The following is a 14,818-nucleotide window of genomic DNA, read 5'->3' on the forward strand; positions in this document are numbered from 1 at the left end:
TGTCAGCCTTCTTCATTATATCGGAGGATTTTTTCATCGCTAAAGCTCTTTTATACCATACGCATAGCGTATGGTTTTTATAGATAGACACCGTCTATCTATAATAAAAAAGCCTTTCTTATTTATTTTTATAAGAAAGGCTCATTGTGTATTACTTAATATAAATTAATTAAGTTATTTTTTCACTGCTTTTGGATTTGGTAAATCGGTGATCGATCCTTCAAATACTTCTGCAGCTAATCCTACTGATTCATGTAATGTTGGGTGAGCATGAATAGTTAAGGCTAAGTCTTCTGCATCACAACCCATTTCAATAGCCAAACCAATTTCACCAAGTAATTCACCGCCATTAGTACCGACTATTGCCCCACCAAGAATACGATGTGTTTCTTTATCAAAAATAAGTTTAGTCATACCATCGGCACAATCAGAAGCTATCGCACGACCAGAGGCAGCCCAAGGGAATTTTGCTACTTCATAGTTAAGTCCCTCTGCTTTACATTCTTTTTCAGTTTTTCCAACCCAAGCCACTTCAGGTTCAGTATAAGCAATAGAAGGAATTACTTTTGGATCGAAGTAATGTTTTTTCCCTGCAATAACTTCTGCAGCAACATGACCTTCGTGAACGCCTTTATGAGCTAACATTGGTTGCCCAACAATATCCCCAATAGCAAAGATATGTGGTACATTTGTTCTCATTTGTTTATCTGTTCGGATAAACCCACGATCGTCCACTTCTACACCAGCAACACCCGCATCAATTAATTTGCCATTTGGTGTTCTACCGATTGCAACTAATACCGCATCATAACGACGTGTTTCATTCGCAGCTTTGCCTTCCATAGAAACATAAATACCATCTTCTTTTGCTTCAACTGCTGTTACTTTTGTTTCTAAAAGTAAATTAAATTTATTTTCGATACGTTTGGTATAAATTTTTACCATATCTTTATCTGCAGCAGGTATCACTTGATCAAACATCTCTACCACTTCAACTTTAGAACCTAGTGAGTGATAAACTGTTCCCATTTCAAGCCCAATAATACCCCCCCCCATAATTAATAGGTTTTCTGGTACTTCTTTTAACCTTAACGCATCTGTTGAATCCCAAATGCGTGGATCTTCATGGGGAATAAAAGGTAATTGAATTGGACGAGAACCCGCTGCGATAATAGCATTATCAAATTTAACGGTGATCTCACCTTCTTCACCAGCTACAATAATACTATTTGGTCCAGAAAATTTACCATAGCCATTAACCACTTGAACTTTACGCATTTTAGCCATTCCTGCTAAACCACCAGTAAGTTGATTAATCACTTTTTCTTTCCAACCACGAATTTTATCTACATCAGTACTTGGTTCACCAAATACAATTCCATGTTGAGCTAATGCTTTTGCTTCTTCAATTACTTTTGCTACGTGTAATAATGCCTTTGATGGAATACAACCTACATTTAAACATACACCACCTAAAGATGAATAACGTTCAACGATGACCGTTTCTAATCCTAAATCAGCACAACGAAATGCAGCAGAATAACCAGCTGGTCCCGCACCAAGTACAACGACTTGAGTTTTAATTTCTTTGTTCATTATTTACCTCGTTAAAACTTTACGATTTAATACCGCACTTTGTAATAGGGTATGATTAACACACCCTATTCTTTACTTCATTACATTACTAAACGGCGTAGATCACTTAATACTGCATTTAAGAAAGTAATAAATCTTGCACCATCAGCACCATCTATTACTCTATGATCATAAGATAATGATAATGGTAACATTAATCTTGGTGTAAATTCTTTACCATTCCATACTGGTGCCATTTCTGATTTAGAAACACCTAAAATCGCTACTTCTGGAGCATTAACGATTGGAGTGAAATGTGTACCACCAATACCACCTAAACTTGAAATAGTAAAGCAACCACCCTGCATATCAGATGCAGTTAATTTACCCGCTCTTGCTTTCTTAGAAATAGCAGCTAATTCACGAGATAATTCAATAATGCCTTTTTTATTCACATCTTTGAATACTGGAACAACAAGACCATTTGGCGTATCAACTGCCACACCAATATTGACATATTTCTTCAGAGTTAAGCGTTGACCATCTTCTGATAATGAACTATTAAAACGAGGATAAGCTTCTAATGCTTTTGCTGCAGCTTTCATAATGAAAACTAGTGGGGTAATTTTTACCTCTAGTTTTTGTTTTTCAGCTAATACATTTTGTTCTTTACGGAATTTTTCTAATTCCGTAATATCTGCTTTGTCCCATTGTGTTACGTGTGGAATCATTACCCAGTTACGATGTAAATTCGCCCCTGAGATTTTTTGGATACGACCTAATTCGACGTCTTCTGTTTCACCAAACTTACTGAAATCAACTTTCGGCCATGGTAATAATCCTAATCCAGCACCATTTGCTGCTCCTGTTGTTGCTGTTGCAGAAACACTACCACTTTCCACCGCTTTAATTGCAGCTTTAACATAAGCTTGTACGTCTTCTTTAAGAATACGACCTTTACGACCAGTACCTTTTACTTTATCTAAATTCACACCAAATTCACGAGCTAAACGGCGAACTACTGGCGTTGCATGACTAAATTCTTTACTTGTTGTTACATCAACTTGTGCTACTGGTGCAGTAGTTGCTGTATTTTGAGCTACTGTTGTAGCTGGTTGAGCTGGTGTTTGTTGAGCTGGAGTAGCTACTACAGGAGCAGAAACAGTGCCAACTACTTCAAAACGCATAATCAATGAACCAGTAGATACTTTATCACCAGATTTCACCAGAATTTCTTTTACTACACCAGCAAATGGTGCAGGCACTTCCATTGAAGCCTTGTCGCCTTCAACTGTAATAAGAGATTGTTCTTCTGACACCGTATCGCCAACTGCTACCATTATCTCAGTAACATTAACTTCATCACCACCGATATCAGGTACATTAACATCTTGTATTGCACTTGTCGTTGCTGTTGTTGATGAAGGAGCAGCCACTTCTTGAGTAGGCACTTGTGCCGATGAAGTTCCTGCCACTTCAAATTTCATAATTAACGATCCTGTAGAAACTTTATCACCAACTTTAATTAAAATTTCTTTTACTACACCAGCAGTTGGTGCAGGAACTTCCATTGATGCTTTATCGCCTTCAACATTAATGATTGATTGTTCTTCTGAAACGGTATCACCTATATTGACTAAGATTTCCGTTACATTAACCTCATCACCACCAATATCTGGCACATGAATTTCAACAACTGAGGTTGCTACATTATTATTTGTTGATGCAGATGCTGGTGCTTCAGTCTCTAAAGCTGTGTTATTATCTGCACTTTCTAAAATAAACATTGGTGTACCCGTTGTCACTTTATCGCCTTCTTTTACTAGAAGTTCTTTGATTATGCCAGCTTCTGGAGAAGGTACTTCCATTGAAGCTTTATCACCTTCAACATTAATCACTGATTGATCAACAGCGACAGTATCACCTACTTTTACCATTACTTCCGTTACGGTAACTTCATCCCCACCAATATCAGGGATTGCAATTTGTTTAGCCATATTATCTTATCCTTTATCATATTGCAGTGGGTTAATACCCACTGCTTTCTCACACTATTTACATAAAATCAGAAATAGTTGTTACAAATTATGCATATAATGGATTAATTTTTTCTGCATCAATACCATATTTAGTAATTGCTTCAGAAACAACTTTAGCATCAATTGAACCTTCTTTTACTAGTTCAAACAATGCAGCTACAACGATATAGTGTGCATTTACTTCAAAATGTTCTCTTAAGTTCTCACGACTGTCTGAACGACCAAAACCATCTGTTCCTAATACGCGATAACTTTTCGCTGGTACATAAGCACGAATTTGATCAGCAAATAATTTCACATAATCAGTTGCCGCAACAGCTGGAGCCTCGTTCATAACCTGAGCAATATAAGATACTTGAGGTTTTTCTTGTGGGTGTAATAAATTCCAACGTTCTGTATTTGCGCCATCACGAGCTACTTCGGTAAATGACGTTACACTATATACATCTGAAGTAATACCAAAATCATCTGCAAGTAATTTTGCTGCTTCACGAACATGACGTAAAATCGAACCTGAACCTAATAATTGAACTTTGCCTTTACCCTGTCCTGTAACCGTTTCAAACTTATAAACACCTTTACGAATACCTTCTTCAGCACCCTTTGGCATTGCTGGCTGATCATAAGTTTCATTCAATGTAGTGATGTAGTAATAAATATTTTCCTGTTCTGGACCATACATACGACGCACACCGTCTTGCATGATAACAGCAACTTCATAAGCAAATGCTGGATCATAAGAAATGCAATTAGGGATAACAGAAGCTTGAATATGGCTGTGGCCATCTTCATGCTGTAAGCCTTCACCATTTAATGTTGTACGACCAGATGTACCACCAATCATGAAACCTCGAGCTTGTTGGTCGCCCGCTGCCCACATTAAATCTCCAACACGTTGGAAACCAAACATTGAGTAATATACAAAGAATGGAATCATTGGAACATCATTTGTTGAGTAAGATGTTGCCGCCGCTAACCAAGATGCTGTTGCACCTTGCTCATTAATACCTTCTTGTAATACTTGACCATCAACAGCTTCACGATAGTAAGATACTTGTTCACGATCTTGTGGGGTATAATTCTGCCCATGTGGATTGTAAATACCAATTTGACGGAAGAGGCCTTCCATACCAAATGTACGCGCTTCATCTGCAATAATTGGTACAATATGTTTACCAACAGATTTATTTTTTAGTAATACATTTAATGAACGCACAAATGCCATCGTAGTCGAAATTGGACGAGATTGAGCTTCAAATAATTGAGAAAACTCTTCTAAAGCTGGAATAGCTAGCTCTTGAGAGAAACGTTTTAAACGAGTTGGTAAATACCCCTTCAATGCTTGACGGCGTTCATGTAAGTATTTGTATTCTTCTGAACCTTCTTCAAATTTAATGTATGGTAATTTTTCGATTTCATCATCAGATACATTAATGTTAAAACGATCACGCACATGTCTAACACCTGACATATCCATTTTTTTCACTTGGTGTGCTATATTTTTACCTTCTGCTGCATCACCCATTCCATAACCTTTAATTGTTTTTACTAATAAAACAACAGGTTTATCTTTAACTTGTTTTGCTTTGTTAAATGCCGCAAAAACTTTTAATGGGTCATGACCGCCACGATTTAATGCCCAAATTTCATCATCAGTCATTTCAGCGACTAATGCTTCTGTTTCAGGATAACGACCAAAGAAATGTTTACGAACATAAGCACCATCTTTGGATTTCATTGTTTGGTAATCACCATCAACAACTTCCATCATTAATTGTAATAATTTACCTGATGTATCACGTTGTAATAAACGATCCCAACGACGTCCCCAAATAACTTTGATGACTTCCCAACCTGCACCATTAAATAAACCTTCAAACTCTTGAATGATTTTACTGTTGCCTGTTACTGGTCCATCTAAACGTTGTAAATTACAGTTAATAACAAAAACAAGGTTATCTAATTTTTCACGAGCAGCAAAAGAAATAGCACCTCTAGATTCCACTTCATCCATTTCGCCATCACCAAGGAAAGCATAAACTGTTTGATCCGTTGTATCTTTCAAGCCTCTATTGTGTAAATATTTTAAGAAACGAGCTTGATAAATAGCATTAAGTGGTCCTAACCCCATTGATACGGTTGGGAATTGCCAAAATTCTGGCATTAATTTTGGATGAGGGTAAGACGAAAGTCCTTTACCTTTCACTTCTTGACGGAAGTTATCTAATTGTTCTTCTGTTAAACGACCTTCTAAGAATGCTCGTGCATAAATTCCTGGCGAAATGTGTCCTTGGAAGAAGACTAAATCTCCCCCATTTTTTTCATTACGAGCCTTAAAGAAATGATTGAAACATACTTCATAAATTGTTGCTGAAGATTGGAATGATGACATATGACCACCAAGCTCTAAATCTTTTTTAGAGGCACGTAACACCATCATTATTGCATTCCAACGCACTGCTCCACGAATACGACGCTCCAAATCTAAATTACCAGGATAGTTAGGCTCTTCAGAAGTTGGAATAGTATTAATATAATCAGTTGTCACCCCTGTTGGTAATGAAACTGAATTAGCTCGAGCATGTTGAATTAATTGTTCGATAATAAATTGTGCTCTTTCAACACCTTCTTCACGAATAACCGAATCGATCGCCAATAACCAATCACTGGTTTCGACAGGATCTACGTCATTTCTAAGAATGTCTGACATAGTCTTTTCCTTATTTACTAAGTTAAATGTTAAGTTTAATTTACAGCTGAAAATTAAACGACAGATTAAGAACTAAATTCTAATAATTAATTTGTTTTGCTCCATAAAAAAGCACGTTACAAATTTTTAACAAATTCTGTAAATATTAGTAGATTTTTTAAAATAAAGATAGTAATTTTTCTTCATAAAATAGGGAAAATATCATTTTTAAGCAAAAAATTTAAGATTAATATTTATTTTAATAACATTCTCTCTTATTTTAACAGAATAAGATTATTTGATGATTTCTCCCATAATTCTAATGGAGTGATATTTACTTAAGTTTAATAAAATATAACTTTGGTTATAGATAAAAAATAAGCACACTAAGTTATTTAAACTGTGTGCTTATTTCTTTTATCTATAATATCTAGGCTTTATTTATTTAAAACTAATACAACACTTTCTCCTGCAACAACAGTACCAGATTTTTTATCCATAGTATTAATTTCATCCATATTTGAAATTACTACAGGTGTAAGTACTGATTTAGCCTTGCTTTCCAAAAATGCTAAATCTAACTCGATAATAGTATCACCATGTTTCACTTCTTGTCCTTCTTGAGCAATACGAGTAAAGCCTTCGCCTTTTAATTCAACCGTATCAATACCAAAATGAACAAATAACTCTACGCCATCTTTAGATTCCATAGAGAAAGCATGGTTGGTTTCAAAAATTTTACCAATTACACCATCAACAGGCGCAACTAATCTATTATCAGTTGGACGAATAGCTACACCATCACCAACAATCTTTTCAGAAAAAACCACATCAGGTACATCTTCAATACTGACAATTTCTCCTGAAACTGGTGCATAAATTTCGCAGGTAGTCGCTTTACCTTCCTTTGAACCAAAAAATAATTTATTAAATCTATCCAAAAAACCCATTTTAAATCTCCTACTAAATAAAGATCGCTTTATTCTAGCCTAAAAATTTTACTAATGGTATTAATTAAGTGCTTTTTCTGTTAAAAAAACATTAATTAATCTATCAATATCTTCACTTGTAGGTTGTTCAAGTGCCTGAGCAGCTAATAATTTAGCATCCTGATAATTCACATTTCTAATTAGTTTTTTAATTCTAGGAACAGAAATTGCACTCATACTAAACTCATCTAATCCCATACCTAAAAGTAATAATGTTGCTTTTTCATCTCCAGCTAACTCTCCACACATACCAGTCCATTTACCCTCTGCATGAGAAGCATCAATAACTTGTTTAATTAAGGAAAGAACCGAAGGGGCCATTGGATTATATAAGTGTGAAATCAGTTCATTTCCCCTGTCCACCGCTAATGTATATTGTGTTAAGTCATTAGTTCCTATACTAAAGAAATCAACTTCTTTTGCTAAGAATCTTGCATTAACCGCAGCTGAAGGAGTTTCAACCATTACTCCAATTTGAATATCTTCATCAAAAGCAATATTCTGTTCTCTTAGCTCCTGTTTTAGGGTATTAATTACCCCTTTTAATTCTCGGATTTCTTCCACAGAAATAATCATTGGAAACATTACAGCTAATCGTCCAAAAGCAGAGGCTCTTAATACCGCTCTTAATTGTGCATTTAAAATTTCGCGACGATCCAGAGCAATACGAATTGCACGCCACCCTAAGAATGGGTTCATTTCTTTAGGTAAATTTAAATAGGGAAGTTCTTTATCACCACCAATATCCATCGTTCTCAAGATAACTAATCTTCCATTCATTGCCTCTACAACCTCTTTATAAGCAATAAATTGTTCTTCTTCTGTAGGTAGTTGATCCCGATCCATAAATAAAAATTCTGTTCGATATAATCCAACGCCCTCGGCACCATTACGATCTGCCCCCTCGCAATCGCGGATAGTACCAATATTCGCAACAACATCTACACGATGCCCATCTAAGGTTAATGCAGGTAAATCTTTTAGTTTTGCTAACTCTAACTTTTCTTCTTTTATTTGTTTTTCTAATGCTTTTAAACGATCAATATCTTCTTTACTAGGATTAATATAAATTTGATTATTGACGGCATCTAAAATCAAAAAATCGCCCGAATTAACTTTCTTTGTAATATTATTAGTTCCAACAATAGCTGGAATCTCTAAAGAACGAGCCATAATAGAAGTATGTGATGTTCTACCACCAATATCCGTAATAAAACCAAGCACTTTATCAAGGTTTAATTGTGCCGTTTCTGATGGAGTCAAATCATAAGCAACCAAAATAGCTTCTTCATTAATATCACCTAAATCAACAACTTTCATTCCTAAAATATTTTTAATCAGTCTATTACCAATATCACGAATATCACCAGCACGTTCTCTAAGATATTCATCATCTATTTCAGATAACATCACAACTTGTTGATCAATGATTTTACTCGCAGCAACTGCTGCATTTACTTTATTTGAACGTAAGTAATCTATAATCTCCTCTTCTAACTCTTCATCTTCTAAAATCATTAAATGACCTTCGAAGATTGAGGCTTTTTCTTCGCCCAAAGTTTTAGCTGCTTTATCTTTGATTGATGTAAGCTGTTCTACAGCAAGCTCTCGTCCTCGATAAAATTTTTCAATTTCATTTTCAATGTCAGACTCTAAAATTTTTTGTGTATCAAGAACAATTTTTTCTTCTTTTAATACAAGTGCTTTACCGAAAACAATGCCTGGAGAGGCGAGAATACCTGAAATCATATGAACCTTCCAAAATTAAGAAATAAAAATTAGTTGCTATAATAAAATATTAGCCATAAAACTACCGCACTTTATTTTAATAAAAAATAAAATTGAGTATTATGGCTAATTTCTAGATTATTCTAAGGTTGGAATAAGAGCAACTAAATGATCGACAGCTTTTTGTTCGTCTTCACCTTCAGCTGAAATAGTAATTACTGTACCTTGTGTTAAACCTAGAGTTTGTAATTTGAATAAACTCTTAGCACTTGCACTTTTTCCAGCCGAAGTTACAGTAATATCAGAAACAAATGCTTTAGCTTCTTTCACAAACTGTGCTGCTGGGCGAGTATGTAAGCCACTTGGTGCGGTAATTTCAACATCTTTTGAGTACATAATTGTATCCTGTTATAAGTAAGTAAATTCTTCATAATTAAAAATCTGGATAACAATATTGCTATCGCTACCTAATTAATTTTATATTTATTTTTAAATAAAAAATAAATTAGTGCTAGTATCAGACTTCAACGTAAAATAATCAAGAAAAAACACACTAACTTTTGAAGTAAATCACAAAAAAAGATTTTTTTGTGCAATATTTAGACACTTTTTAACCTTATTTTAACGATATTAACTTGTAGAAAAATGTCGTTGTGCCTTATTTTCAGCCAAACTAGCCACTAATCGATGATAATTTTCAAATCGAGTTTTATGAATTTTACCCATTTTTACTGCTTCACATATTACACAACCTGGATCATTTAAATGTTTACAGTCTCGAAATTTACAAGCACCTAAAAAATATTGAAATTCCCTATATCCTTTGGTTATTTGTTCAAGCTCTAAATGCCATAAACCAAATTCTCTAATTCCTGGAGAATCAATTAAGTTCCCTCCTTGAGGCAAATGGTACAAAGTTGATGATGTTGTTGTATGTTGTCCTAATCCTGAATTTTCACTTACTATATTAGTAACGGCGTTGACTTCTGGTAATAACATATTGATTAAACTTGATTTTCCAACACCGGATTGCCCAACAAAAATTGATGTTCCAGAAGAAAGCAACACTTCCAGTTTATCCATATTCTCTTTTGTTTCAGCAGATATAATTAATGTCTGATAACCAATGTCCTCATAAATTTTTAATTGCTGTTCAACTTCTTTTCGTTGTAATTCATTAAGAAGATCGCCTTTATTAACAACGATAACAGCAGGTATGTTTGAGGTTTCACAAATTACTAGATAACGATCAATAATATTTAAAGATAAGCTAGGAATTACCGCAGAAACAATGATAATACGATCAATATTTGCGGCAATAGGTTTTAAACCATCATAGTAATCTGGTCGAGTAATTTCATTTTCCCTAGGATAAATTCCTTCAATAACACCACTAATACCTTGTAATTGTTCATTCCCTTTACGCCAAATGACTTTATCGCCAACCACTAAACTTGATAAGCTACGACGCATATTACAACGAAAAATCTCGCCATTTTCAGTTTCAACATCAGCATGTGCTGAATATCGAGTTACCACTGTACCATTTTGAGAGTTACCTAACATATCATCTTGCCAATCAATATCTTTTTTATTTTTTCGTTGATGGCGTTTTAAATTCTTTATATTGTTAGACTGAATTCTACGTTGTTGATTTTGTGTTAATTTACGTTTGCTCAAAGATAAATCCTTAAAGTGCGGTCATTTTTAGGTTAGAATATTAAAAAACTAGTTATAGGATACCCTAAAATATGCAATTAGATAAACAAAATCTTATTTGGATTGATTTAGAAATGACAGGTCTTGATCCAGAAAAAGAACGTATTATAGAAATCGCTACTATTGTAACTGATAAAAATTTAAATATTCTCGCCGAAGGTCCAGTAATAGCAATACACCAATCTGATGAACTATTAGCTAATATGAATGAGTGGTGTGTTAAAACCCATAATGCAAATGGGCTAGTTGAAAGAGTAAAAAATAGTAAATTAAGTGAACGAGCAGCAGAATTACAAACCATTAATTTCTTAAAAAAATGGGTACCTAAAGGTGTATCTCCGATTTGTGGTAATAGTGTTTCTCAAGATAAACGTTTTTTATTTAAATATATGCCTGATCTTGCTGATTATTTCCATTATCGTCATTTAGATGTGAGTACCTTAAAAGAATTGGCAACTCGTTGGAAGCCAGAAATTCTAGCTGGATTTAACAAAAAAAATACCCATTTAGCTTTAGATGATATTCGTGAGTCCATTGCAGAGCTTGCTTATTATCGCAAAACTTTTATCAAAATTGATGAATAATTTCGCAACTACTGTATTTTTTCATTGAACCACTTGCACCTAATAAAAATATTTGTATAATGTCGTCCGTTCAGTAAATGAATGGCATTTTAGCGGGAATAGCTCAGTTGGTAGAGCACGACCTTGCCAAGGTCGGGGTCGCGAGTTCGAGCCTCGTTTCCCGCTCCAATCCATCTCATTCATCTCTTTTGCGGGAATAGCTCAGTCGGTAGAGCACAACCTTGCCAAGGTTGGGGTCGCGAGTTCGAGCCTCGTTTCCCGCTCCAATTAAATATCTGAATTATTTTGCAACAATAACACTGATTAAGTTATTTATGTTAGCAACATTTACACCTACAAATAAATCAAATTGGTAATAATAAAAAAGCAATATGATTTATTCTCATATTGCTTTTGTTCTTCTAAGTTTAATTAAAATTTATTTAAATACTTTTACACGATTTTCAAGCGGTTGAAATGTTTTTTCACCTGCAGGTTGAACTATCCCACCAAAAACCATTTGTGCAACTAATTTCCAATTTTTATCAATATTCCAAGTTGTTGCAACTTGTTCATCAATAATTGGATTATAGTGTTGTAAGTTTGCACCAATATCAATACTTGCTAATGCTGTCCAAATAGCATATTGATGCATTGCACTTGCATGTTCTGCCCAAACAGGGAATCTATCAGCATAAGCTGAGAAATTATCTTGTAATCCTTTTACCACATTTTGATCTTCAAAGAACAAAATAGTACCAGCTCCAGCTTTAAATAAATTCAATTTTTCTTCAGTTGCTTTAAATTTCTCATCATCTGCAACAATACCACGCAATACATCTTCTGCTATTTGCCATACTTTTTTGTGTTCTTCACCAAATAATACAACAACACGTGATGATTGTGAGTTGAATGCTGATGGTGTATGTAATACTGTATGTTCGACTAAATCAATAAGTTGTTGCTGATCAACAGGTAATTGATCGTTTAATACATAAATTGAACGGCGTTTTTCTGCATTTTTTTGTAAAATTTTTAAATCTGACATAATTTTTCTCCTGAAATATACTTAATTTTAAATAGTGCCATTTTTTAATTATTGTTCTCAATAATTACATTGGTACATCCATAAGTAATACTTTTGCATTATCTAATACATCAACGGTAAAACTTTCTGTATCCCAAATACCTAGACCGTCACGTGCATTTAATGTTTTCCCATCAATACTTACCGTACCTTCAATAACAAAAACATAAACACCATTGTTAGATTTTTTAATATTGTAATTTCTACTTATTCCTTTATCAAATTTACCTAAGCTAAACCATGCATCTTGATGAATCCATACACCTTGATCATCTGGATTTGGAGATAACACTTGATTAAACTCATTTGCTTTCATTATGTCGCTGAGTTTAATTTGTTGATAGCGTGGCTCTACTCTATTTTTATTTGGTAATACCCAAATTTGTAAAAATTTAACTGGTTCAATTTCATCACCATTCATCTCTGAATGAACAACGCCAGTTCCAGCTGACATGACTTGAATTTCACCATTTTCAATAATACCTTGATTTCCCATACTATCGCCATGATTAAGTTTTCCAGATAACGGAATACTAATAATTTCCATATCACGATGTGGGTGTTTTCCAAAACCATATCCACCAAGTACATAATCATCATTAATAACTCTTAATGCACCAAATCCCATACGTTCTGGATCATAATAATTAGCAAAACTAAAAGTGTGTTTGCTTTTCAACCAACCATGATCAGCATTACCACGAGAATCAGCAGAATGATAAATTGTTTTCATAATAAGTCCTTAGTTGTTGTTTGAAATAATAAGAAAACACATACTTTTTATGTGTCCCCCTTAATTTGTTGGATTTATTCTATCTATTGATGAGATGAAGATAAATAACCATAAAATCAAATCATAATTCTTTAAAGCAGAACAATAAAATAATGTTCCTATCAATAAAATTAAAATATCTAATGACCGATATAGTTATCAAAACAAAAAATCGGGCATTCATAACAAAAATATCTCCTTAATTTCGGTTTGTTTATGTGAACTAATTCACAAAAAACAAACCAAAAATTTTATTTTATTGATAATACGAAATAAAAATTTCAAAATATTCTTCAGTATAAACCAATCTTGATTTTGAGGAGATTTTATGAAACAGAAACGCTACTGTGCTGACTGGAATTCAATTAAAACCCATGAGGTACCCAAATGGTATGAAGATGCAAAATTTGGTATTTTTATTCATTGGGGAATTTACTCGGTACCAGCATTTGCACCACCAACTTGCCAATTGGGTGAAATTGATATTGATGAAGAGTGGTTTTGTAATAATCCCTATGCGGAATGGTATTCTAATTCAATTAATGTTAAAAAAGGTCCTACTTATGAACATCATTTAAAAACTTATGGTGAAGATTTTACTTATAATCAGTTTATTCCTCAATGGAAAGCAGAAAAATGGCAACCAAACCAATGGGCTGAATTATTTGCACAAGCGGGAGCTAAATATGTCGTCTTAACAACAAAACATCATGATGGCTTTTGCTTATACCCAAGTAAACATACTGATTTTAACTGTATGAATAATGGACCTAAACGTGATCTAATGGGTGAACTAACTGAAAGTGTTAGAGAAAAAGGTCTACGTATGGGAGCCTACTATTCAGGCATTATTGATTGGCAATATGCCTCCGATCCAATTTTCACAGAAAGTCAAAATTTTTCTAATGCCTGTCCTACCTATGAATATGCTGATTTTGCTTATAAACAAGTGATAGAGCTAATTGATCGCTATAAACCTGATGTGCTATGGAATGATATTGGTTGGCCAAAAGTTGGTGAACATATGTTACCTCACCTTTTTGCTCATTATTACAACACTGTATCTGAAGGGGTAGTTGATGATCGTTGGAATAAACTTTGGTGCGATTTTACCTCAAAAGAATATAAATATGGTATAGCCTCGAGAGATAAAAAATGGGAAATGTGTCGAGGTATGGGATTATCTTTTGGTTATAACCAAATTGAAGATGAAAGCCACCTTATTTCAGTGAAAGAATTAATTTCATTACTTGTTGAAACAGTATCAGATAACGGTAATTTATTACTCAATATTGGACCTAAAGCCGATGGCACTATTCCAGAAGAGCAAGTCGAACGCTTGTTAGCGTTAGGTCAATGGTTAAGAATAAATGGTGAAGGTATTTATTCCTCTCGCTGTAGTCAACATCTCACTACAAAATATCAAGAAATCACTTATTATCATACGCGTGTAAATAATGATTTATATCTATACTTAGATGGATTAAAAGAAGGTAAAAATATTATTCCGCTTTCACTCTATGGTGATATTCAAGCCCTGCATCCTGATGTGCAATTCCATATAGAAAACACCCTACAAGGACGAGAACTTCATATTGATAATTATCAGGATAACTGGTTTACCCTTGGATTTAAATCACCAAAAGGAGAAAAATAA

11 protein-coding genes and 2 tRNA genes are annotated in these 14,818 nt (G+C 34.1%); 4 read left to right on the forward strand and 9 right to left on the reverse strand.

Annotation, left to right across the window (positions count from 1 at the left end; genetic code table 11):
• Positions 1 to 174 precede the first annotated feature (174 nt).
• From lpdA to rsgA, 7 genes are all read right to left on the reverse strand, one after another.
• A complete protein-coding gene (lpdA, locus tag EV697_RS04320; protein WP_132023002.1) occupies positions 175 to 1,596 on the reverse strand; it encodes a dihydrolipoyl dehydrogenase in 1,422 nt (473 codons plus the stop codon).
• An 80-nt stretch (positions 1,597 to 1,676) separates the two neighbouring features.
• Positions 1,677 to 3,572, reverse strand: a complete 1,896-nt coding sequence (gene aceF, locus EV697_RS04325) for a pyruvate dehydrogenase complex dihydrolipoyllysine-residue acetyltransferase (RefSeq protein WP_132023004.1) — start codon at positions 3,570 to 3,572, stop codon at positions 1,677 to 1,679.
• Positions 3,573 to 3,660: 88 nt separating this feature from the next.
• Positions 3,661 to 6,324, reverse strand: coding sequence for a pyruvate dehydrogenase (acetyl-transferring), homodimeric type (gene aceE, locus EV697_RS04330; RefSeq protein ID WP_132023006.1), 2,664 nt, complete (start codon positions 6,322 to 6,324; stop codon positions 3,661 to 3,663).
• Between the two features lie 416 nt (positions 6,325 to 6,740).
• On the reverse strand, positions 6,741 to 7,244 hold the full coding sequence (gene crr, locus EV697_RS04335) for a PTS glucose transporter subunit IIA (protein WP_418883956.1): 504 nt from the start codon (positions 7,242 to 7,244) through the stop codon (positions 6,741 to 6,743).
• Positions 7,245 to 7,313: 69 nt separating this feature from the next.
• Complete coding sequence (gene ptsI, locus EV697_RS04340) at positions 7,314 to 9,041, reverse strand: phosphoenolpyruvate-protein phosphotransferase PtsI (RefSeq protein ID WP_132023010.1); 1,728 nt, start codon at positions 9,039 to 9,041, stop codon at positions 7,314 to 7,316.
• A 117-nt stretch (positions 9,042 to 9,158) separates the two neighbouring features.
• Complete coding sequence (gene ptsH, locus EV697_RS04345; RefSeq protein ID WP_132023012.1) at positions 9,159 to 9,416, reverse strand: phosphocarrier protein Hpr; 258 nt, start codon at positions 9,414 to 9,416, stop codon at positions 9,159 to 9,161.
• Between the two features lie 234 nt (positions 9,417 to 9,650).
• Complete coding sequence (rsgA, locus tag EV697_RS04350) at positions 9,651 to 10,700, reverse strand: small ribosomal subunit biogenesis GTPase RsgA (protein WP_132023014.1); 1,050 nt, start codon at positions 10,698 to 10,700, stop codon at positions 9,651 to 9,653.
• 71 nt (positions 10,701 to 10,771) lie between these two features.
• Here rsgA and orn point away from each other — a divergent pair, with 71 nt between their 5' ends.
• From orn to EV697_RS04365, 3 genes are all read left to right on the forward strand, one after another.
• Entirely contained in the window at positions 10,772 to 11,323 is a 552-nt protein-coding gene (orn, locus tag EV697_RS04355) for an oligoribonuclease (RefSeq protein ID WP_132023016.1), read from the forward strand.
• A gap of 92 nt (positions 11,324 to 11,415) precedes the next feature.
• A tRNA-Gly gene (locus EV697_RS04360) sits at positions 11,416 to 11,491 on the forward strand.
• A gap of 22 nt (positions 11,492 to 11,513) precedes the next feature.
• Positions 11,514 to 11,589 (forward strand) — tRNA-Gly (locus tag EV697_RS04365).
• 152 nt (positions 11,590 to 11,741) lie between these two features.
• On the opposite strand, the gene EV697_RS04370 is transcribed toward EV697_RS04365, so the two are convergent.
• Complete coding sequence (locus EV697_RS04370; protein ID WP_132023018.1) at positions 11,742 to 12,350, reverse strand: nitroreductase family protein; 609 nt, start codon at positions 12,348 to 12,350, stop codon at positions 11,742 to 11,744.
• A 64-nt stretch (positions 12,351 to 12,414) separates the two neighbouring features.
• Positions 12,415 to 13,122: a pirin family protein gene (locus EV697_RS04375; protein ID WP_132023020.1), complete on the reverse strand. Its 708-nt coding sequence runs from the start codon at positions 13,120 to 13,122 to the stop codon at positions 12,415 to 12,417.
• A 367-nt stretch (positions 13,123 to 13,489) separates the two neighbouring features.
• Between EV697_RS04375 and EV697_RS04380 the strand changes: the two genes are divergently transcribed.
• Positions 13,490 to 14,818: an alpha-L-fucosidase gene (locus EV697_RS04380; protein WP_132023021.1), complete on the forward strand. Its 1,329-nt coding sequence runs from the start codon at positions 13,490 to 13,492 to the stop codon at positions 14,816 to 14,818.

This window comes from Bisgaardia hudsonensis, from assembly GCF_004345785.1.
In the GTDB taxonomy this organism is placed as follows: Bacteria; Pseudomonadota; Gammaproteobacteria; order Enterobacterales; family Pasteurellaceae; genus Bisgaardia; species Bisgaardia hudsonensis.